The following is a 22418-nucleotide window of genomic DNA, read 5'->3' as shown; positions in this document are numbered from 1 at the left end:
GGCGGACCCGGCGGACCCGGCGGACCCGCCGGACTCGGCAGACCTGACGGACCTGACGGACCCGGCAGACCCGGCGGAGTCCCCGGGCTCAGGTCCGGCACGGGATCTCCAGGGTGGCGGTGGTCGGGCCCCCGACAGGACTGTCGACGTGGAACGTCCCGTCGAACGCGGCGAGGCGGCGGGCCACCCCGGTCAGGCCGGCAGGAGACGGTCGTCGCGCGGGCCTCACGCAGCAGTTCGACCGCCGCCTCCGGGTCGCTGCCGACGAGCTTCTCGGCGAGGCCGACGCTCATGCCGACGGCCGCGATCCGGGCCTGCGCCCCGTCGTGCAGGTCGCGTTCGATCCGCCGGATCTCGGCGGACGAGTGGTCGAGCACCGCACTGCGTGTCTCCGTCACCTGTTCGACCCGCCGTTCCAGCTCGGCGACCCGGGAGCCGCCGAGGATGCCCCGCTCCGCGAGTGCCCGGGCCCGGACCAGCACCGGGGTGACCAGCCACCACACGTAGAGCGCGGGCCCGGAGAGCAGCGCCAGCAGCAGCCACACCCAGCCGGGGTCGAGCACGAGCAGCAGCAGGTACGTGACCGGCCCCGTCAGCAGAGCCGGCGGGACGAGCGACATGGCGAAGCCACCGCTCGCGGAGAACCACAGAAAGGCCACGTCGCGCCAGCGGGCCCCATCCCGCAGCCAGTGCAGCGGACGGGCCAGCAGGACGAGACCGGAGGTGTCCGCGTACTCGGCGGTGAGGCGGTGGCCGAGCAGCGCGCCGCTGACGTGCCGGTGAGCACGGTCAGCGCGGCCACGGCGGCGACGATCAGGGGCGGTAGCCACAGCTGCCCGTCCGGCAGCACACCCTCGCCCCGCGCCAGCCCGAACGGGATGATCGTGGCCAGCGATCCGACCAGCCCGAGCACGACACCGACCGCCGCCACGAGCGCGGCTTCGGCCACCACCGACCGCTCGATCTGCGCGCGGGTGCCGCCGACCAGCCACAGCTGGCGCAGCTCCACCCGCCGGTGCGCGACCACCGCGGCGAACGAGTTCACCACCATGATCGTCGCGAACAGGCTGATCATGCCGACCACCACGTTGTTGAGCAGGTTGATCGTCTCGGTGCCCGCCGGCGGCTCCCCGACGAGCGTGCGCCCGTCCGTGCCGACCAGCATCAGCGTGCCCACCGCACCGGCTGTCAGCACCACCACGGGGCCGAGCACCCCGCCGAGCAGGTGCGCGCGCCGCGACGCGGTGTGGCCGGCGAGGTAACCGGCCCCGTCGCCGCCGAGGAACGGGCGGGCCAGCCGGGCGCCGACCGGCAGCAGCGGCGGCCCGAGCAGGGCCAGGCCGACACCGACCAGCAACGAGGCCGAACCGGACGTCGCCATCGCGTCGTAGGGGTCGTCGGAGTTGCCGCTCACCGTCACCGTGACCACACCCATGCCCACCCCGTACGCGATCAGGATGAGCGCCAGCGCCACCCGCCACCGGCGGACCGGGCGCGCCCCGGCGAGGTCGTCGGCGGCGAGGTCGTCGGCGGCGGTGACCGAGGCGGGCCCGCGGGTCGCCCGGCGGCCGGCGACCGCCGCCGCGACCAGGCAGACCAGCAGGATCCCCGCCACCGTGAGCGGCAGCGACACCGCGCCGCCGCCGAACTCGACCTCGCTCACCACGTCGCCCGCGACCAGCGTGGCGAGCAGCGCCCGCCCACCGGCGGCGGCGAGCAGCGCCCCGAGCGCCGCGGCCGCCAGGCAGACCACCAGCGTCTCCGCCCGCACCAGCCGGCGGGCCTGCCACCCGGTGGCACCGATCGTGCGCAGCAGACCGATCTCGACGTCACGCTGCCCGACCGTCAGCCCGACCGTGGACGCGACCGAGAACAGCACGATCACCGCACCCCAGCCGCCGACGACGGCGCCCATCACGGTGAGGGACTCCGCGTCCCGCGCCGGTATCGGGCCGGCGGCCGTCTCCACCAGTGTCGCGAACGACCCGACGAGCGCCGTGCCGAGCAGCACGGCGACGAACGTGTCGGCGTACGCCGCGGCGACGGGATCGTGGGTGACCATGACGACGGTCTGCCCCAGCTCGTCGACACAGCCGCGCAGCAGCTCCAGCACGGACGCGGCCGTGGCCGAGTCCAGCGCGCCGGTCGGCTCGTCGGCGAGGATCACCGCCGGGTCCGCGACCAGCGCCCGCGCGATCGCGACCCGCTGCCGCTGCCCGCCCGACATCGCGGCCGGCAGGTGCCCGGCCCGCTCGCCGAGCCCGACCCGCTCCAGCAGGGCACTCACCCGCGCCCGGTCCGGGCGCCGCCCGGCGAGGCGCAGCGGCAGGCCGACGTTCTGCTCGGCCGTCAGGTAGGGCATCAGGTGGAAGCTCTGGAAGACGAAGCCGATCCGCTCGCGGCGCAGCCGGGTGCGGCGCTCCTCGTCCCAGTCGGTGATGTCCGCGCCGTCGAGCACCACCCGGCCGGACGTCGGCGGCTCCAGCCCGGCGGCGCAGTTCAGGAAGGTGGACTTGCCCGAGCCCGAGGGTCCCATGACCGCGGTGAAGGTCCCGCGGGCGAAGGCGGCGGACACCCCGGCCAGCGCGGCGACCGAGCCAGTCCCCTCGCCGTAGGTGCGCGCCAGATCATGTACTTCGAGGACGGCGGTGGAGGCGTTCAACGTGTGCTCCCGGGGGGGTGGAAGACCGGTGTGAACCTGCGCCCACGACGCTATGGATCATGCTCGTCCCGGTCGATGGGCCCAGACCGCGTCCTGCCGGTGGGGTTCTCCCCACCCCCTGCCCGCCACCCTGGTCAGGGGAGCCGCCCGCCGCCAGGCCCCGCCGGTTCCACCAGCCCCGCCAGTTCCGCCAGTTCCGCGGGAAGATCGCCGACGGCGACGACGACCAACGAGGTCACCGTGCGGGTGAGCGCCACGTAGAGACGACGCAGCCCGTGCGTCCGCAGCGGCTCGCCCTCGATGACGGCGGCCGGGTCGGCCAGCACCACGTGGTCGAACTCCAGCCCCTTCGCCAGGGAGGCCGGCACCAGCGACACCCGCTGGGGAGCGGTGTCGCCCGTCAGCTCGGCGAAGGGAAGGCCGGCGTCGCGCAGCGCCGCGCCGATCACGGCCGTCCGCCCGTCGGGCACCACCACCGCCGTCGAGCCCTCGTGCGCCAGCACCCGGCGGGCCTGCGCCGCCACCTCCGCCGCGAGCGTTCCCGAGGCCGCCCGCACCACCGTCAGCGCACCCGCCACGCTCCGGACCGAGGTCGCCGCCGGCACGCTCGCCGCGATGTGCGGCAGCAGCCGGTTCGCGAACTCCAGGACCTGCGCGGGCACCCGGTGGCTGCGCTCGAGCACCTCGAGGTGCGCGGCCGGCTTGCCCAGGTGGCCCAGGGTGGTCTCCCAGGAGGAAGCGGCCCAGGCGGTCGTCCCCTGGGCCAGGTCACCCAGGACGGTCAGCGACCCGTCCGCGCACCGGCGCCCGATCGCCCGGCACTGCATCGGTGACAGGTCCTGGGCCTCGTCGACGATCACATGGCCGTGGCCGGGGACCCGCTCGACCAGGTGCCGTGCCTCGTCGACGCAGTAGGCGTCAGCCAGCGACCACCGGGCGGCGCGAGCACGGGAGGCGGCGTGGGCATCGAGCAGCAGGGTCTGCTCGGCCCGCGTCAGCACGCCGTCGGCCGCCGCGGCCAGGAAGGGCGGGTCCGTCAACAGGCGGCGGACGAGCTTCGCGCCGTCGGCCTTCGGCCAGATCGCCTCGACGGCGTCGCGGACCGCCCGGCCGCGGGCGAGTGTCTCGATCCCGCCGTCGCTGATGTGCGTCCCGGCAAGCTCCGCCCGCCGCGCCGCCGCGGCGGCGATCCGCCGGGCGAACATGGCCCGGCCGGCGCCGTACCCGAAGGCGCCCGACCGGGTCGCGCGGAGCAGGTCCGCGACGTCGTCCGCGCCGACCGTCCAGCGGCCCTCCCGCGCGACCACTGTGACGGGCCCGGCCACGTCGCCGATGGCACCGTGGAGGGCACGGTGGATCACGACCGCCATCCGCTCGTCGCCCTTCAGCGCCGCGACGTCGTCCGGGTCCATGGCCCGCACGGGCGTGCCGTCCAGCAGGTCGCCCACGCTGCGCTGCTCGACGGTGAACTCTCCCAGCGTCGGCAGCACCGCGGCGATGTACCCGAGGAAGGCACGGTTGGGGCCGACGACGAGGACGCCCGAGCGCCGCAGCCGCTCGCGGTACGTGTACAGCAGGTACGCGGCCCGGTGCAGACCGACGGCGGTCTTGCCCGTTCCCGGAGCGCCCTGGACGCAGATGCTGACCTCGAGCTCCGCCCGGACGATCTCGTCCTGCTCCGGCTGGATCGTCGCGACGATGTCCCGCATCGGCCCGGACCGGGGCCGCTGGATCTCCTGCTCGAGCAGGCTCTCACCGCTTGTCACCCCCTCGCCTGCCCCGCCCGTCCCGCCCGTCCCGGCGCTGCCGGCGTCTCCGTGCTGGAACATCTCGTCCTCGAAGGCGGTCAGCTCGCCGTCCACGAAGCCGAAGCGCCGCCGCACGCGGACGTCCATCGGGTCGGCCCGGTGCGCGCGGTAGAACGGGCGGGCCACACCGGCCCGCCAGTCGACCACCAGGGGATCGTCGCCCGCGTCCTCCCGGACATGGCGGCGCCCGAGGTACACCGGCTGGGCCGGCACCGCGGAGGACTCGCCGGTCCGGTAGTCGAGGCGTCCGAAGAACAGCGGCACCGCGTCGTCGTGCGCGGTGAAGGTGGCCAGCCGGCGCGCCTTGTCGGCCCGCAGAGCCGCGATCGTCGCCTTGTCCACGACCGGATCGCCGCCGGGGATGTCGGTATCCCGTGCCTGCTTGTGCATCCCGCGCAGCGCGCGCAGGCCACGTCGCAGGTACGCGCGCTCCGCCGACAGCTCCCCGGCGTCGGCGTTCTCAGCGTTCTCGGCGTTCTCGGTGCTCTCGGTGCTCTCGGTGCTCTCGACGTTCATCGGAACTCCTGATCTCCGTCCGGGCAGCTTCGTCCCGCGGGTTCACGCGAACTCGGACAGCCCCTTCCGCAACGCCCCGAAGGCCAGCCGGGCCGCCGCGACGGCGTCGGGGAGAACGTCGGCGGCGACAGCCCGGGGCTCACAGAGCCGGCGCCAGTTCTCCCGGGCGAGCACGCGGCGGACGGCCAGGATCTGGCTCGCGGCCAGGGCCGCGGCGAGATCACCGGCGGTGGGCACGGCCTCGCCGAGGGCTGCCGCCAACGCCTCCTCGTCCCGCGCCGCGTACTGTGCCACCCGCCCGGCCAGGCTCGGGGTGGCGAAGACCATCCCGTGGAAGGCGAGGACCTCCGGGTGGTCGTTGAGACCGGTCACCGGGTCATGTCGCGCCAGCCCGGCGAGGAGATGCTCCTCCAACGCGGGCAGCGGCGCGGTCGCGGGCGGCCGGGCGCGCACCACCCGGGCGGCCTCGCCGTCGTGGTCGGCGATGCGATGGAGGACGAGGTCCTCCTTGGTGGGGAAGTACGCGAACAGCGTCGGTTTCGAGACCTCCGCCGCGGCTGCCACCTCGGCGACGGACACGTTGTCGAAGCCGCGCTCGAGGAACAGCGCGATGGCCGCCGCCGACAGCGCGTCGTGGGTGCGCTGCTTCTTCCGCTGCCGCAGCCCTGCCGGCTCCCGGGTCACCGCGGGCGCATCCCTGGCACCTCCACCGATCAAGGCCGACCCGCGGCCGGCCCATTGCCCGCCGAAGAAATCTTTACCGAGTCATTTATTTGCCTCGGATCGTACCTGAACCCGGTAAGGAGAAGGTCGGTCGCCGGGTGTCCACCTTGACAGGTAGCGGAATACGGATTCCACTTCTCGGTGGCCAGGGCGGATGCGCGCCGGCCAGGGCGGCCGCCTGGTGCTCCGGAGCGGCGCGGAAGGGGTATGGATGAGACCCGGTACCTACCGGTTGACCTTCGGGGTCGTCATGGCGGGGACGGCGGCGTTCGCGCTGCTGCAGTCGCTCGTCGGTCCGGTGCTCCCGACGATCCAGCGGGAGCTGCACACCGACCAGAACACGGTCACCTGGGTGATGACCTCCTATCTCCTCGCGGCCTCGGTGGCCACGCCGATCCTCGGCCGGGTCGGCGACATGATCGGCAAGAAGAAGGTCTTCGTCTTCGCCCTGCTGCTCCTCGGCCTGGGTGCGCTCGTGTCGGCGCTGGCCACAGGCATCGGGCTAATGATCGTCGGTCGGGTGATCCAGGGGTGCGGCGGTGCGATCCTGCCGCTGTCCTTCGGGATCCTGCGCGACGAGCTGCCCCCGGAGAAGCTCGGCTCCGCCGTCGGCATCGTGGCCGCGCTGACCGCCGTCGGCGGCGGGGTCGGCCTGGTGCTCGCCGGTCCGATCGAGTCGGCCTTCGGCTATCACTGGCTGTTCTGGGCACCGATGATCGTCATTCTCCTCGCCGCGGCCGCCGCCGCGAAGTTCGTCCCGGAGTCACGCAACCGCAGGCCCGCGCGGGTCAGCTGGTTCGGCGGCGTCCTGCTCGCGGGCTGGCTCATCGCCCTCCTGCTCGGCGTCAGCGAAGGCCGGAACTGGGGCTGGACGTCGCCGGAGGTCCTGGGGCTGTTCGCCGCGGCGCTCGTGCTGGGCGCCCTGTGGCTGATCGCCGAGGACCGGGCCCGCGAGCCACTGATCGACCTGAGGATGATGCGGCTGCGCCCGGTGTGGACGGCGAACCTCGTGGCGCTGCTGTTCGGCATGGGCCTGTACGGGACGATGTCGTTCCTGCCGGCGTTCCTGCAGACACCGACCAGCACCGGCTACGGCCTGGGGGCGAGCGTCACCGAGTCCGGCCTCTACGCCCTGCCCATGACACTCACGATGTTCCTCGTGAGCATGGTCAGCGGGCGGGTCACGGCGGTGGTCGGGTCGCGGGTCGCGGTGGTCGGCGGGTCGCTGCTCAGCGTTCTCCCGCTGGTCATGTTCGCCTACGTCAACGACCACGCCTGGCAGATCGTGCTCGCGTCCTCGCTGTTCGGCGTGGGGATGGGGCTGGTCTTCGCCGCGATGGCGAACATCGTCGTCGAGTCCGTCCCGGCCACGCAGACCGCGGTGGCCAGCGGCATGAACGCGAACATCCGGACCATCGGCGGCTCGATCGGCGCCGCCGTGATGGCGGTGCTGGTCGCCGGCGGCGCGAGCGCGGGCGGGCTGCCCCAGGCGAGCGGCTACAGCCACGGGTTCCTGTTCCTCGCCGTGGCGAGTGCTGTCGCCGCCCTGGTGGCGTTGCTCATTCCCCGCGTCAGGAACGAGACTGTCATTCTGAGGCGCTCGGGCGCCCACGAGCATCCGGAGACGGCGCTCGTCGCCGGGGCCGAGCTGGTCGACTAGCGGAGGCTCCGACGGCCCCGCGTCCGGGGGGCCGGTCGACCAGCCAGCAGGAGGGGACGTATGAGCAGCCTGAGCGCACCGGCACCGGCACCGGCACCGGCACCGACCGACGGCAGCCCGGCGGGTGGGGCCGGCGGCCGGCCGCCTCGCCTGCGGCAGGACGCGGCGCGCAACCGCGACCGGATCATCAACGCCGCCTGCGCCGTCTTCGCCGAGCGCGGCCTCGACGCCTGCGTGGAGGACATCGCCCGCCGGGCCGGGGTGGGGGTCGGCACGCTCTACCGCCGGTTCCCCACCAAGGAGCATCTGCTCCGCCAGATCGCCGAGGATCTGCTGCGCGAGCTGTTGGACGGTGCCCGGGCCGAGCTCGGTGCCGCCGACGGCGCGGGCCTGGAGCGGACGCTGCGCCAGTGCGCGCTCCTGCAGGTCAGCAAGCGCGGCTACATGATGCGGGCGTTCGACACGGCGATGCCCGACGAGCTGCGCACAGCGTTCCGCGCGACGCTCGGCGAACTGCTCACCGAGGCCCAGGCGGCCGGCACCATCCGCCCGGACGTCACCACCCTGGACGTCGTCATGATTCTCTGGTCGCTCCGCGGCGTGATCGACATGTCCGCCGACACCAGCCCGGCGGCCGTCCAGCGCTACATGGATCTGTTGCTGGCGGCGCTGCGCCCCGGGGCCGCCCCGCTCACGCATCCACCCGTCACCGACATCTGACAGCCCGCGCGTTCGGAGGCCACACCGTCCAGGCAGTGCGACGGCTCCGGAACGCGTACGGCCCGGCCCGGCGCCTCGCGACGCCAGGCCGGGCCGGGCCGGCCGGGCCGGTACCCGGATCGCGTCAGTGCATGACCACAGGGCCGTCCATCGGACGTCCGCTGGACCGGATCAGCGGAGCCGCCAGCGCGCCGAGCAGGGCGATCACGGCCCCCACCAGCAGCGCGACATGCAGGCCGGACATGAACGCGGCGTGGGCGCCCGCGGTCACCGCGTCGGCGACCTGCGCGGAGACACCCGGCGGCACGGGCGCGAGGCCCTGAGTGACGGCTTCGCCGCTCTGGGCGACCTGGGCGGCGACGTCCGCGGGAGCGCCGGCGTTCACCGTCTTCTGGGCGAGCACGCCGTCGACCCGCGCGGCCAGGATCGAGCCGAGCACGGAGGTCCCGATCGCGCCGCCGAGCTGCATGGCGGTGCTCTGCAGACCACCGGCCACGCCGGAGAGCTCCAGCGGCGCGTTCCCCACGATCGCCTCGGCCGAGGCGACCGCCACGAACGCGATGCCGATGCCGATGCCGAGCAGCGGCGGCCACAGCAGCATGTAGGACGAGTCCGTGGCGAGGCCCGTCATCCAGAACAGGGCGGCGGACGTCAGCAGCATGCCGATGCCGATCGGCACCCGCGGGCCGTAGCGGGTGGTGAGCGAGGCGGCGAGGGGGCTGCCGAACATGAAGACCACGGTGAGCGGGAGCAGTCGCACACCGGTCTCGACAGCCGAGTATCCGTGGACGTTCTGCAGGTAGAGCGTGAGGAAGAACAGCACGCCGAACATCGCGAAGAAGTTGACCATCACCAACACGCTGCCGAGGGTCACCGACCTGTCGCGGAACAGCGACATCGACAGCAGCGGCTGGGACACCCGCAGCTCGACGAGAACGAAGAGCACCAGCAGCACCAGGGCACCGCCGAGGAAACCGATCGTGTTCAGACTGCCCCAGCCCCACGACTGCGCCTTGACCACGCCGTAGACGAGAGCGAACAGACCACCGGAGAGCAACACCAGGCCAGCCGGGTCGAACTTCTGGCCGGGCTCCTCGTTACGGCTCTCCCGCACCACCGCGATGCCGACGACCAGCGCGATCACGCCGACCGGGACGTTCAGGTAGAACACGGACTCCCAGGAGACGTTCTCGATCAGCAGCCCGCCGACGATCGGCCCGGCCGCGATGGAGATCGCGGAGCTCGCGCTCCAGATGCCGATGGCGGAGTTCAGCCGCTCGGCGGGGAAGACCGAGCGCAGCAGCGCCAGCGTGTTCGGCATCAGCAGCGCGCCGAACACGCCCTGCAGCGCGCGCCACACGATGACCTCGCCGATGCTGCCGGACAGGCCGACCATCAGCGAGGTCGCCGCGAACCCGGCGATGCCGATGAGGAAGACCTTCTTGCGGCCGAAGCGGTCACCGAGCTTGCCGCCGACGATCAGCAGGACGGCCAGCGCCAGCAGGTAGGAGTTGGTCACCCACTGCAGACTCTGCAGGCTCGCGTCGAAGTCACGGGCGATGAACGGGTTCGCGATCGACACGACGGTGCCGTCGAGGCCCACCATGATCACACCGAGGGCGACGCTGATCAAGGTCAGCCACGGGTTGGACCGCAGCTGTTCCAGCCTGCCGGGCTGACTCCCCGGACCGGTGGGCTTCCCCGTCCTGCCGGCAGACCGCCGCCGGGCAGGCGCGGAAGAGGGTGCGGTCATCAAGCTCTCCACTCAGTCGAAAGGGGGCTCGTCAAGCCTCACACCCCGACAGGAAAGTGGCAACCGTGTGCCATTTAACATTCGACTGCCACGATCGCTAGGATGGACGACTGAAAGGGGGTGCCGGCGATGGGTCTTCGAGAAGCGAAGAAGGAACGCACACGCGAGGCACTCGCCGCCGCCGCCACCCGGCTGTTCACGGAACGTGGCTACGAGGCGACGACAGTCGAGGACATCGCCGCAGCGGCGGAGGTCTCGCCACGCACGTTCTTCCGCTACTACCCGTTGAAGGACGACGTCGTCACGGAGATCTTCCGGATGGGCGGCTTCGAGACCACGGTAGCGGCCCGCCCGCCCGACGAGCCGGTCATCGCGTCGTTACGTGCCGCGGCCATGACCGTACTCAGGGAATGCGCCGAGAACCCCGCGCCCACGCTCGCCGTGCTGCGCATGGTCGCCAGCCAGCCGGCGCTGCGCACCCGCCTCGCCGAGGCGCAGCGGGAGTGGACCGCCGTACTGACCACCTCGATCACCACCCGGCTGGGGGCCGCGCACGACCCGCTCCTCCCCCGGCTGCTCACCAACTGGGCGCTCGCCACCCTGGACGCCGTGCTCACCCACTGGGAGTCCGCCGACGGCCGGCTCGACCTGCTCGAGCTCACCGGGCGGGCCTTCGACCGGCTCGCCCCGGCCCTCGACGCCATCCTCGTCAGCGCCGACAGCCAGGTCGCACACACGGCCGGCACGACCGTCTCCTGACACCACGCGCCCCGGTGGCGAGCCGCGACCGCGGGCCTCTGCTTCGGGCTCGAAGCAGCGGTGGTCAGGCGGTCAGGCGGTCAGGACCGTGCGCTGGGACGTATCACCGCGGGGACGTCCGGCTCCGCGTCGAGCACCCGCAGCAGCAGCGACAGCAGCTGCTCCTGTTCCGCCGGGGAGAGCACCTCGAACGAGGGCGGCGCGACCGCCATCTGCTCCCGTGCCCGGGCCACCATCCGCCGCCCCTCCTCGGTCATGACGACCGTCTTGGCCCGCCTGTCGGTCGGGTGCGGCTCGCGCCGGGCGAACCCACGCCGCTCCAGTGCGTCGACCATGCTCGTCAGGTAGGAGGGGTCCAGGCGGAAGGCGCTGACCAGCTCGCGCATCGGGCGTGACCCGTCGGTCAGCATCATCAGAACCTTCAGGGCCCCGGGCGGGATGTCCGCCTCCTGACAGACACGGTGCAGCTGCCGGTGCCCCGCCCCGCCGAGGACCAGTGCCTGCACCGCAAGCCACGCCTCCCCGGCGACTGGACTGATCACGCCTCGACGGTACCTTCCCGGGGCCCCGCACACCCCCCACATCATGGACACGACTAAATATTTGACGAGCCTCAACGAACGGCGGATGCTGGTCGACGTCAGAGCCGCCGGGCTGCACCGGCGACCATCGGCGGATGCATCGGAGAGCCCGTGCCCGAGCACGCACCGGGAAAAGAACCGTCCAGCGAGGCAGGCGAGCCCGCCCGGGCCGCGATGGCCGACGGCGCGGGTGGGAGCCAGCCGCCAGGCGGCCCCAGCACGGAGATCGACCCGGCACTGCGCCGTCTGGCGCTCACGGTCACCCTCGGCGCGATCATGGCGATCCTGGACACGACGATCGTAGCCGTCGCCATCGACACCCTCGGCCGGGACTTCGACGCCTCCCTGTCCACGGTCTCCTGGATCACAACCGGCTACCTGCTGGCGCTCGCCATCGTCATCCCGCTCACCGGCTGGGCCATCGAGCGCTTCGGCGCGACCCGCATGTGGAACATCTCGCTGGTCCTGTTCCTCGCCGGCAGCGCGCTGTGCGGCGCGGCCTGGTCGGCGGAAAGCCTGGTGGCCTTCCGGGTCGTGCAGGGTCTCGGCGGTGGGATGATCCTGCCGATCTGCATGACCCTGCTGGCCCGGGCCGCCGGGCCGGCGCGGATGAACCGCATCATGAACGTCGTCGGGATTCCGACCCTGATCGCGCCGATCCTCGGTCCGGTCATCGGCGGGCTGATCGTAGACAACCTCGACTGGCGCTGGATCTTCTTCGTCAACCTGCCGCTCGGCGCGGTCGCGCTGGTCGCCTCCTGGCGGGTGCTTCCGCGTGACGATCACGGGCAGGCGCACCACCGGCTCGACGTGCCGGGCCTGCTGCTGATCTCCCCAGGCCTCGCCGCACTCGTCTACGGCCTCTCCCAGGCCGGCTCCGACGGCGGCTTCGGATCGGTGGAGGTCCAGGTCAGCATCGCCGTCGGCGTGGTCGCGCTGGTCGGCTTCGTCATACACGCCCTGCGGCGGGCCGACGCCCTACTCGATCTGCGGCTGTTCCGCGACCGCACGTTCAGCTTCGCCGGCGTCACCACCTTCATGGTCGGCGCCACCCTGTTCGGCGCGATGTTCCTGCTCCCGCTCTACTTCCAGATCGCACGGGGCCAGAGCGCGCTGGCCGCCGGCCTGTCCCTCGTCCCGCAGGGGCTCGGGGCGATGGTCGCGATGCCGCTGGCGGGCCGGCTGGCCGACCGCCGCGGCGCCGGGTACGTCGTCCCGATCGGCATGGCCGTCAGCCTGCTGGGCACCCTCGCCCTCACCCAGATCGACGCCCACACCAACGAGGTGGCGCTCGCGGCCTTCCTGTTCGTACGCGGGCTCGGGTTCGGCGCCTCGATGATGCCCGCGATGAGCGCGGCCTACCAGACCCTCTCCCCGGCAGCGGTGCCCCGGGCCACGACGACGCTCAACATCCTGCAGCGGGTCGGCGGCTCGCTGGCGACGGCTCTGGTCGCCGTCGAGCTGCAGCACGCCATCTCGACCCGCGTGCCGGGCGCGGGCGGCGGCGGGCTGGAGACCGCCCGGCAGACCGAGCTGCCGCCGGCGATCGCCGACGAGATCGGCAGCGCGTTCGGCGCGACGTTCTGGTGGGTGGTCGGGCTGACCGCGGCCGGCCTGCTCGCCGGCCTGTTCCTGCCCCGCCGGCCCGCCGCGGCGGCCGGTGGCGGTGTCGCCCCGGCGCAGAAGCCGCCGCCGGCACAGGTTCCACCCGCGGTACAGGACCCGCCGTTGGTGAAGGAGCCGGTGGCAGCGGCCGTGGCTGCGCCGGTGGCGGTGGGCGCGCCGGTCGCGGTCGCGGTGGCGGTGACCGAGCCGGTCGTGGTGGCCGAGCCGGAGCCGGCAGCCGAGCCGGAGCCGGCAGCGGAACCGGTGGCGGTAGCGGTAGCGGTAGCGGAACCAGAACCGGTGGCAGAGCCTGAGCCGGTGGCGGAACCCGAGCCGGTGGCGGAACCCGAGCCGGAGCCGGAGCCGGAACCAGTGGCGGTGGCGGAACCGGTGGCAGAGCCCGAGCCGGAACCAGTGGCGGTGGCGGCCACGTCATCCGAGTCGGACGCACCCTCTTCCACACCGGAGACGCCCACGGCCGAGGAGCCGATCGACGTCGACGACACCAGTCCGTCCGCCGGGGCCGAGAAGGCCGTCACCACAGCCATGACCGGAGTCTCCAGCACCGCCCCGTGAACCTGACGCAGGTGCAGGGACGCTCAGGTGGCGGGTGAGCCGACGAGCTCGAAGGCGCGCCACATCGAGGCGTAGTGTCCGTCGGCGGCGATCAGTTCGTCATGCGAGCCGATCTCGGCGACGGCGCCGCCGTCGAGGACGACGATCCGGTCGGCGGTGCGGGCTGTCTGCAGCCGGTGCGCGATCACGATCGTCGTCCGCCGCCGGGCGAGACGCGCCGTGGCGGCGGCGACCCGGCGCTCGGTCGCCAGGTCCAGGTTGGAGGTCGCCTCGTCGAGCAGGAGCAGCACCGGATCGACGAGCTCGGCCCGGGCGAGCGCGATGAGCTGGCGCTGCCCGGCTGACAGCGAGCGGCCCCGCTCGGCGACCTCGTGGTGGTAGCCCCCGGGCAGCGCGGCGATGAACTCGTGCGCGCCGACCGCGCGGGCGGCCGCCTCCACCTCGGCATCGGTGGCCTCGGGCCGCCCGTAGGCGATGTTGTCCCGGACGGCCCCGCTGAACAGGAACGCCTCCTGCGGCACATAGCCGAGCCAACTGCGGAAGGTGCGGAGGTCCAGGGTCCGCAGATCCCACCCGTCGAGGCGGACGGCGCCGTCGTCCGGGTCGTAGAAGCGGGCGATCAGCTTCATCACCGTCGACTTGCCGGCGCCGGTCTCTCCCACGAGGGCCACGGTCTCCCCGGCGGCGACACGCAGGTCGACGCCGCGCAGCGCCTCGGGTACCCGGGTCGCGGCGGCGGTCTCCAACCGGGCGAAACGGGGGTCGGCGGGCCCCACCGCACGGGCGCCGGGATCGGTGGCAAGGCCGGTGGCGAGGCCGCCGCCGGCGGCGCGTTGAGGCGGCGTGGCCTGCAGCGGCCGGTCCTGCAGCGGCGTGGGCGTGGCCGGGTAGGCGAAGCGCACACCGTCCAGCACCAGCTCACCACGCGGCCGCCCGGGTGCCAGCGGGTTCTGGGCCGGTGGGGTGAGGGTCCGCAACCGCATCAGCTCGGCGATACGCGCCACCGACACCCGGGTCTGCTGCCAGGCGTCGAAGACCTGGGACAGCTGCTGGATCGGCGAGAAGAACAGATCGATATAGAGGATGAAGGCGATCAGTACGCCGACGCTCAGCTGGCCGTGCACGACGAGCGCGGACCCGACGCCGAGCACGATCGCGTCGGCCACCGCGGAGAGGAACTGGACGAACGGGAAGTAGATGGCGACGAGCCGCTGTGCCGCGAGCCGCGAGCTCAGGTAGTCACGCCCCAGCCCGCGGAAGTGCTCGACGGTCGCCGCCTCGTGCACGAACGCCTGCGCCTCCCGGATACCGGACAGGCTCTCCTGGAAGTCGGCGTTGACGATCGCGATGCGCTCCCGGGAGAGGTCGTAGTACCCGGCAGCCCGGCGCCGGAAGACCACGGTCGCGGCGGCCAGCGGAACGATGACCAGCAGTGTCAGACCGCCGAGCTCCGGGTTGATCGTCAGCAGGGCCACGCCGACTCCGGCGAACGTGACGAACGAGACCAGCGCCGCCAGCAGCCCGTTCTCGATCAGCGACTCGAACTGGTCGATGTCGGTGGTCATCCGGGTCATGATCCGGCCGGACATCTCGCGCTCGTAGTAGTCCAGGGAGAGGCGCTGCAGCTGCGCGAAGATCCTGATCCGCAGCGAGAGCATGATCCGTTCGGCGGCGCGGCCCGTCACGAAGGTCTCGCCGATCTGGTCGAGCAGGTCGGCGAGCGTCACCACCAGGAACGCGGCGGACGCCGCCCACAGCACGCCCGAGGAGCCGCGTGCGACGCCGTTGTCGACACCCGTCTTCACCAGCACCGGCCCGGCCAGGCTGGCCGCCGCGTCGCCGATCACCAGCAGCAGCCCGAGCAGCAGTGGGCGGCGGAACCGCCGCAGCACCCTCAGGAGACTGAACCGGGGGTCCGGCTGGCTTTCGGCCGCGACGTCGATGTCGGCGACGTCCCGCACCGGCGGCAGGGCGGCGACCCGGGCCAGCAGCTCCGGCGTCGGCGCCAGGTTCAGCCGCCAGCTGCCCCCGCCGCCGAGACCGGCGCCGAGACTCGGGGCGCCGACCCCGGCGCCACCGGTCCCGCGCCGCGGCGCCGGGCCGGGTGCGGGTTCCGCCGCCGGAGCGGTGCCGGACACCGGGCTCGGTCCGGCCCCCTGGTCCCGCTCGGCTGTCTCGGAGGTCCGGGCAGCCGGCGATTCCGCCTGGTCGGCCTGGCTGGCCTGGTCGGCCGGGCCGGCCTGGCTGGCCTGGTCGGCCGGGCCGGCCGCCGGATCGGAGTCGAGGCCGGCCAGGAGTGTCCGGTAGGAGGCGCTGCGTCCCGTCAGTTCCTCGTGGGCCCCCGCATCGACGACCTGCCCGTTCTCGACCACCACGATCCGGTCGGCCAGGTGCAGTGTCGAGACGCGGTGGGCGATGAGGATCGTGGTGCGCCCGGGCAGCAGTTCCCGCAGCGCGGCGTGGATGTGTTCCTCGGTGTGGGCGTCCACGGCACTCGTCGCGTCGTCCAGGACGAGGATGCGGGGGTCGGTGAGCAGCGCCCGGGCCAGCGCGATCCGCTGTCGCTGCCCGCCGGACAGCGACAGGCCGCGCTCGCCGACGATCGTGTCGTAGCCGCGGGGCAGGGCCAGGACGAACTCGTGCGCGGCCGCCGCCCGCGCCGCCGTCTCGACCTGCTCGTCAGTGGCGTCGGGCCGGCCGTACGCGATGTTGGCCCGCACCGAGTCGGAGAACAGGAAGCTCTCCTCGAAGGCGACGCCGACCTGCGAGCGCAGCGACCGCAGCCGGACGGACCGCAGGTCCTGGCCGTCGATCGTCACCCGGCCGGCATCGGGGTCGTGGAAGCGACTCAGCAGCGCGGCCACCGTGGACTTGCCGCTGCCGCTGGCCCCGATGAGCGCCACCCGCTCCCCGGCGGCGATGTGCAGGTCGAAGCCGCGCAGCACCGGCGGGCCGTCGGGGTAGGCGAACTCCACCCCCTCGAAGCGGATCTCGCCGCGCGTCGGCGGGAGCTCCACGGCTTCGGGGGTGTCCGCGATGGCCGGGGCGAGGCGCAGCAGCTGGAAGATCCGCTCGACGCCGGCCCTGGCCTGCTGCCCGACCGTGAGCACACCGGCCAGCTGGCGGGTCGGGGCCGCGAACTGCCCGACATAGGTGGAGAAGGCGAGGAAGGTGCCGATCGTCAGCTGGCCGTTCAGGGCCATCCAGCCGCCCACGGCCAGGATCGCCACCTGGGCCAGCGCGGGGACGGATTCCAGCAGCGGCTGGTAGCGGGCCCGCAGCCGCACCGCCCGCATCCGGGACCCGTAGAGGTCGGCGGCCGCCTCGACGACGCGACCCACCTCGCGATCCTCCTGGCCGAACGCCTTGACCACCCGCACGCCGTTGACGTCCTCGTCGACGATCTGGGCGACGGCGCCCTCGCGCTGCTGGCCGTCCCAGGTGGCCGGGAAGACCCGCGACCGCAGCCGGTAGGAGAGCGCGAACAGCACCGGGATGACGACGAGGCTGATGAGCGCGAGGGGTGGCGAGAGAACGATCATGACGATCAGCGCGGTGATCATCATGATGACGTTGCCCATCATGATCGGCAGCAGGCCGAGCAGGCCCTGCACGAGCGCCGAGTCCGAGTTCGCCCTCGCCACCAGCTGGCCGGTGGGCATCCGGGACAGGCTGTCCTGGTCCAGGGTCTGCAGATGATCGTGCATCGCGTTGCGCAGGTCGAACTGCACGCCGAGCGCCACCCGTCCGCCACGGTACCGGCGCACGTAGGCGAAGCCGAACGCGCCGGCCGCGGCGAGGAACAGCACGAGCAGCCACGGCCACAGCGGGGATGCCCGCCGCACGATCACGTCGTCGACGATGTGGCGCGCGATCAGCGGGACCACCGCCTGGCAGGCACTGCCGAGCAGCGCCGCCAGCAGTGCCAGGACGAGATCGCGGCGATGGCGCATCAGGTAGTGCCACAACCCACGCAGCCAGCCGGCCTGGGCGGCTGCGGCTGCGGGTTCGGGTTCGGGTGCAGGTGCAGGTGTGGGCGTGGGCGTGGGCGTGGAGGCGCTCATCGGCCCTGCCGCCGGGCGCGTTCGCTCAGGATCTCCTCGAGGGCGTCGCCAAGCTGGCGAAGCGCGGTGCCGGCCGCGTCGGAGTCGGGGGTGCGGGCGAGAACCTCGCCCAGCGCCCCGGCCATCACCCGCTCGGCGGCGTCGAGGACGGACCGGCCCTGCGGCGTCAGGCTCAGCGGTGTGACCCGCCTGTCCTCGTCGAGGCCGCCCCGGACCAACAGGCCTCGCTGGCGCAGCGACTCGACGGTCGCGCTCACAGCCGGCTTGCCGAGCGCGAGCCGGCGGGCGATCCGGGACGCCCGTTCGTCGCCCGCCGCGATCTGGGCGAGCACCCGGTACTGGGCCAGGCTCAGGCCGTCCAGCGACCGCTCGAACAGGCGGGACAGCCGGACCACAGCCCGGACCGCGTCGACGGGGACGGGGACGTCAGACAACACGGTTCGACACTAACAACTGGTTCGAGTTCCGAACTAGTACCACGAACCCGCATCGCAAACCGCATACACGCCCATGTCGGGATCACTGGGATCACCAGGACCACCAGGACCACCTGGAGCGCCGGACCTCGGGATCGCCGGAACGGAGACGGCGCGGCCACCGCGGCAGACCAGCCCACCGCACCGGGACGAAAAGTCACGCAGCGCATCAGGACCAACTGCCGCCGTAACGCGGAAGGTGACCCGGCTTAACACCGGGTACATAGCCGAGTGTAATTCTGGAAAAGTTCAGCGCGCCTGGACGGACCAGGTGACGTGGCCGAGAGCTCTGACAGGCGGTGTTCCCATGGCCGATATCGTCACGATAGCTGCCTCGATCGACGGTGTTCCCACCATGACGGAAACCGACGCTATGCTCGAGGAGCTGCGCCGACTTCCCCGCACGAATGACAACCAGGCGCTGATCGACGACCTTCTTGAATTCCGGTCACTGCTCGCGGAGCGTCGCGTCGAATCGGTCGCCGGCCCGCAGTAGCACGGCACCAGACGGGGTACAGGGTACCCGGCCCGGGCTGAGTGCTGCCCGGGCCGGGTGGGACCGGGCCGACGCGGCGGGTGGAGTCGTGTTCCTCGCCGCGCCCGCCCGGTGGAAGTACTAACTACGCAAGAGCTGACTACTGGTTGCCGAACGGCTGGTTCTGCTGGTTCTGCTGGCCCTGCTCGCCGCCGCCGAAACGCTCGCCGGAGAGCCCGCCCTGGGCGCCGCCGACGCCGACCAGCTCGCGCAGGCGGTTCTCGACGTACCGCTCGCTGTGGTGCGTCTTGTCCGCGATCCGCGCGACGAGGTCGTTGATGCCGGTGGCAGCGTCCAGGTCCGCCGTGCTGACCTGACCGAACTGGTCGAGGAGGCGGTAGCGCAGCTGACGCCAGTTCTGACGAAGCTGCTGCTCCACCTGCTGACGCTGCTGCTCCTGCTGCTGGGTCATTTAGTGATTCCTTTCACCATGAATGTTTCAGGAGGTGGTGAAGACGCGAGGCGAACGCTACCCCAGGGGGTTCGGGGAGCGCTAAACGAGCAGCGGCACCGGCATGTTCACCCGCAGCCCGCAGCACTGCATCGGAATCGGTAGCCGCCGGACATGGCGTGTTCGTGCGCAGCCTGCCGACAGGCGGGATTCATGCGCTTTTCGACGTTTCCTTTCATGCCCCTTTGCCGTGCTGCGCGGGGCGCTGCGCCACCCACAGGCGGTGCAGGGTGTACCGCGCCGACGTGGTGAACAGGGTCACCGCACGCATGACCGAGGGCTCCACCCGTTTCAACGGATACGTCCACCGGACAGCGACGAAACCCAGCAGGCCGCCCTCGCCGGGAAACGGGATCACCAGCGCGGAGCCGATCTTCAGTTTCTCGACACGCTCAGCCGGGATGAGCGGCGTCCCGGTCGGATCCGCGATGAACAGCGGATCCCGCAGCTGGGACAACGCGCGCAGGGCGGCATCGTCATCGGGGTTCACCCGGGCGCCCACCTGCGTCAGCGGCTCGGTTCCCGGCGACACGGACGAACCGGCGGCCTCGAACACCGTCGCGCCCGGCAGCTTCGCGACCATCACCCCGACGGCGTCCGCGCCGCTCAGTGAGCGCACGACGTCCGCGATCAGAGTGGCCGCGGTGGGCAGGTCCTCCGGATGCCACAACTGGTCAAGGCCGCGCAGCGCCTCGGTGATCTCCTCCCCCATCAGACGTTCGCGACGCGCGTCGCACAGCCGCACCGTCTGGTCCGCGAGGCGGTGCAGCCCGCGGCGCTGGCCCGGCGCAAGCCTGCGCGGCATCCGGTCAGACACGCACAGCGCGCCCAGGACGTGCCCTTCGGACGTCCGCAGCGGCGCCCCGGCGCAGAAACGCACCGGGACATCCGGGTCGACCTGGACGATGTGCGCGAAGCGCATGTCCTTCCGGGCGTCCGCGACCTCGAGGTAGTCACCCGACGAGACCGCGTGGGAGGCCACGCCCACCCGGCCCGCCAGAACATCGATCTTCAGGCCGTGCCAGGACTTGAACCACTCCCGGTCGGCGTCGACGAGCACGACGTGGGCGTAGGTGCATTCGGCGACCTGGGCCGCGAGGGTCGCCATCTGGTCGAACTCGGGTTCCGGTGGGGTGTCGAGGAGCCGCTGGCTGTGCAGCGCGGCCAGCCGGGCATCCTCGTCCGCGGGGAGGGGCGCGCCCAGGCCGCCCTCGGTCCAGCACCGCTTGGTCCGCCCGGTGACCTCGACACCCGCCTGCTCGTCGTCCTGCGTCACCGCTGACCATGGCACCGTCGGTGTCGTCATGGCCCTGGCGGCGCTCTGCCCGCCCTCGGGCCGGGCCGTGCCTCCCGGCCGCCCTGCCTCCGCCGTGGGTGGCGGCGCTGTACCCGCGCCCCTGCCTCGTGCCTCGGCAGCCTCCCACGCCGCGGTCGGCCGTTCCGCGGTCGGCCGTTCCGCGGTCGGCCGTTCCGCGGTCGGCCGTTCCGCGGTCGGCCGCTCGGGCCGGCTCCGGCAGGCCGCTGGTGCGTAGCCTGCGACGGGCGAGCCGTGGCGGGTGTCGCGCTGTGGTTCGGCGGCGAGCAGCGGGGCCAGGTCCCGCGCCGGCAGCGGAGGCGACAGGGCGTCGCCCTGGAGGAGGTCGCAGCCGAGCTCGGTCAGGATCCGCTCGCTGGGCTCGTCCTCGATCCCCTCGCCGACGACCCGCAGCCCGAGGCGGTGCCCCAGGTCGACGACCGAACGCACGATCGCGATGTCCGGCAGGCTGCCCTGGGCGTCCGCGACGAAGCTCCTGTCGATCTTGATCTCGTCGAAGGTCAGCGCCTTGAGGATCTCCATGGAGTTGTAGCCGGTCCCGAAGTCGTCCATGGAAAGTTTGACCCCGGAGATCCGCAGCTCGCCGAGCATCGACGCGGCCCGCGCCGGCTGGGAGACGAGCGCGTTCTCGGTGATCTCGAGGGTGAGGATGTCGGGCGGGAGGTCGTAGGCCGCCAGCCGCTCGGCGACGACGGCGGGGAGCTCGTCCACGACGAGCATGCGCGGCGACAGGTTCGCGGAGACGTCCACCTGGATGCCCTGTGCGCGCCAGCGGGCACACTGGCGCAACGCCTCGTCCAGCTCCCACCAGGTCAGTTCGACGATCAACGAGGAGCGTTCGGCCATCGGAAGGAACGAGCCTGGTGGCAGCAGCCCGCGGACGGGGTGCCGCCAGCGCATCAGCGCCTCGACACCGACCAGCCGCCCGGTCGCCGTCTCCCGCATCGGCTGGTAGAACAGCTCCAGCTCGCCCTCGTTGATCGCGGACCGCAGCTGGGCGTGCAGGGCGAGTTCCCAGGGCTGGACGGCGGCCATTCCCGTCGTCCACACGCCGACCCGCTCGCCACTGCGCCTGGCGTCGGCCAGCGCGGCGTCGGCGCAGGACAGCAGCGAGGTGATCCGGTCACCGCAGGACGGGGCGGCGGTGACGCCGATGGTGGCCTCCACCTCGACGTCCACACCGCCGATCCGCAGCCGCCCGTCGAGCTGTTCGAGGATGCCGCGACCGAAGGCGGTGAGAGCGGGGTCTGCCGTCGCCGGCGGGCGCGCCCCGCCGTTGTTCATCGGGCCTCCGGACAGCAGCAGCGCGAACTTGTCCCCACCGAGCCGGGCGGCGACCAGCGGGGCTGGTTTCACCAGCCGCAGCCAGCGGGCGAACCCCCGGAGCACCTCGTCGCCCGCCTCGTAGCCGAAGGCGGTGTTGATCTCCTTGAAGTGGTCGAGGTCGACGACCATCAGGACAGCCCGCCGCCCGGTCACCAGGATCTCGGCGACGACGGGATCACCCACCTGGATCAGCCCGGCCCGGCTCGACAGTGCGGTCAGCGGGTCGGTGAACGAATGTCCGCGCCCCCGTTGGAACATGGTGTAGGTGAAGTAGGCGGCGGCGAGGACGCTCAGGCCGCAGGCGGCCTTCGCGAGCGGGAACGCGGTCAGGCGCCCGTAGCCGCTGAGAGCGCCCAGCACGACGACCGCCACCAGCCCCGCGTGGGTCAGGGCGACGCCGAGCCGGGACCAGACGAGCCCGATCTGGCCGCCCATCCACGGAAACCAGAACAGCAGGGTCAACGCCAGCTCCGCGGAGCCCTCCCGGAGCAGCGTGAACGCGATGGCAGCCGTCATCGTCACCGACGAGGCGAGGGCCAGGGCACGGAACACCCGCAGGTTCTCGCCGGGAACGGCGACGGTCGCGACCACCGTCGCCGCGCCCAGCCCGGCCGCCACGGCGAGCGGCGGGCACAGATAGCCCGGCGAGCCGGGAACGACCAGCAGCACCAGCAGGAACACACTGCCGACCAGCGGTGGCATGAGGAAGAAGCCACGGTCACCGGCGAGCACGCCGCGGCGCGCCCCGCCGGTCCCTGCCGTCGGCACGATGCCGCCCCCCTCCGGCGGGGGTTCGCCCGACGCACTCCGCCCCGGACGAACGCCTTGGCCGTTGTCGCGGTTGCGGCCGCGAGAACCGTTTCCCGTTCCCGGGCTTGCGCCCGTCCA

General features: G+C 72.6%; 14 protein-coding genes and 1 pseudogene. 5 read left to right on the top strand and 10 right to left on the bottom strand.

Annotated elements, in window-relative coordinates:
- Positions 1 to 592: 592 nt before the first annotated feature.
- The 4 genes and pseudogenes from B207_RS42925 to B207_RS0118030 form a co-directional block, all read right to left on the bottom strand.
- Positions 593 to 1915, bottom strand: coding sequence for an FtsX-like permease family protein (locus tag B207_RS42925; RefSeq protein WP_407671432.1), 1323 nt, complete (start codon positions 1913 to 1915; stop codon positions 593 to 595).
- 84 nt (positions 1916 to 1999) lie between these two features.
- Positions 2000 to 2662: pseudogene (locus tag B207_RS42920) on the bottom strand (ABC transporter ATP-binding protein); the annotation flags it as partial.
- A 134-nt stretch (positions 2663 to 2796) separates the two neighbouring features.
- A complete protein-coding gene (locus B207_RS0118035) occupies positions 2797 to 4986 on the bottom strand; it encodes a HelD family protein (protein ID WP_018637968.1) in 2190 nt (729 codons plus the stop codon).
- Positions 4987 to 5028: 42 nt separating this feature from the next.
- Positions 5029 to 5670 carry a TetR/AcrR family transcriptional regulator gene (locus B207_RS0118030; RefSeq protein WP_018637967.1) on the bottom strand — a complete coding sequence of 214 codons (642 nt, stop codon included), beginning with the start codon at positions 5668 to 5670 and terminating at the stop codon, positions 5029 to 5031.
- A 250-nt stretch (positions 5671 to 5920) separates the two neighbouring features.
- On the opposite strand from B207_RS0118030, the gene B207_RS0118025 reads away from it, so the two are divergent.
- Complete coding sequence (locus tag B207_RS0118025) at positions 5921 to 7369, top strand: MFS transporter (RefSeq protein WP_026311179.1); 1449 nt, start codon at positions 5921 to 5923, stop codon at positions 7367 to 7369.
- A gap of 60 nt (positions 7370 to 7429) precedes the next feature.
- Complete coding sequence (locus B207_RS34420; RefSeq protein WP_018637965.1) at positions 7430 to 8089, top strand: TetR/AcrR family transcriptional regulator; 660 nt, start codon at positions 7430 to 7432, stop codon at positions 8087 to 8089.
- A 124-nt stretch (positions 8090 to 8213) separates the two neighbouring features.
- On the opposite strand, the gene B207_RS34415 is transcribed toward B207_RS34420, so the two are convergent.
- Complete coding sequence (locus tag B207_RS34415; RefSeq protein WP_051102576.1) at positions 8214 to 9842, bottom strand: MFS transporter; 1629 nt, start codon at positions 9840 to 9842, stop codon at positions 8214 to 8216.
- A gap of 129 nt (positions 9843 to 9971) precedes the next feature.
- Here B207_RS34415 and B207_RS0118010 point away from each other — a divergent pair, with 129 nt between their 5' ends.
- Positions 9972 to 10601 carry a TetR family transcriptional regulator gene (locus B207_RS0118010; protein WP_035741108.1) on the top strand — a complete coding sequence of 210 codons (630 nt, stop codon included), beginning with the start codon at positions 9972 to 9974 and terminating at the stop codon, positions 10599 to 10601.
- Between the two features lie 80 nt (positions 10602 to 10681).
- Here the strand turns inward: B207_RS0118010 and B207_RS0118005 are convergent, their stop codons facing one another.
- On the bottom strand, positions 10682 to 11143 hold the full coding sequence (locus B207_RS0118005; protein ID WP_018637962.1) for a MarR family winged helix-turn-helix transcriptional regulator: 462 nt from the start codon (positions 11141 to 11143) through the stop codon (positions 10682 to 10684).
- Between the two features lie 150 nt (positions 11144 to 11293).
- Here B207_RS0118005 and B207_RS0118000 point away from each other — a divergent pair, with 150 nt between their 5' ends.
- On the top strand, positions 11294 to 13363 hold the full coding sequence (locus B207_RS0118000; protein ID WP_018637961.1) for a DHA2 family efflux MFS transporter permease subunit: 2070 nt from the start codon (positions 11294 to 11296) through the stop codon (positions 13361 to 13363).
- 23 nt (positions 13364 to 13386) lie between these two features.
- Here B207_RS0118000 and B207_RS42345 read toward each other — a convergent pair whose 3' ends face one another.
- A complete protein-coding gene (locus B207_RS42345; RefSeq protein WP_018637960.1) occupies positions 13387 to 17427 on the bottom strand; it encodes an ABC transporter ATP-binding protein in 4041 nt (1346 codons plus the stop codon).
- On the bottom strand, positions 17424 to 17864 hold the full coding sequence (locus B207_RS0117990; RefSeq protein ID WP_230205083.1) for a MarR family winged helix-turn-helix transcriptional regulator: 441 nt from the start codon (positions 17862 to 17864) through the stop codon (positions 17424 to 17426). The genes B207_RS42345 and B207_RS0117990 overlap by 4 nt, the downstream gene beginning before the upstream one ends.
- Positions 17865 to 18210: 346 nt before the next feature.
- On the opposite strand from B207_RS0117990, the gene B207_RS0117985 reads away from it, so the two are divergent.
- Positions 18211 to 18399, top strand: a complete 189-nt coding sequence (locus B207_RS0117985; protein ID WP_018637958.1) for a hypothetical protein — start codon at positions 18211 to 18213, stop codon at positions 18397 to 18399.
- Between the two features lie 139 nt (positions 18400 to 18538).
- On the opposite strand, the gene B207_RS0117980 is transcribed toward B207_RS0117985, so the two are convergent.
- Entirely contained in the window at positions 18539 to 18850 is a 312-nt protein-coding gene (locus B207_RS0117980; protein WP_018637957.1) for a hypothetical protein, read from the bottom strand.
- A 214-nt stretch (positions 18851 to 19064) separates the two neighbouring features.
- A complete protein-coding gene (locus B207_RS41610; protein ID WP_018637956.1) occupies positions 19065 to 22298 on the bottom strand; it encodes an EAL domain-containing protein in 3234 nt (1077 codons plus the stop codon).
- Positions 22299 to 22418 lie beyond the last annotated feature (120 nt).

This window comes from Parafrankia elaeagni (genome assembly GCF_000374165.1).
Taxonomy (GTDB): Bacteria; Actinomycetota; Actinomycetes; order Frankiales; family Frankiaceae; genus Parafrankia; species Parafrankia elaeagni.
This window is presented reverse-complemented; position numbering and strand designations above follow the sequence as displayed.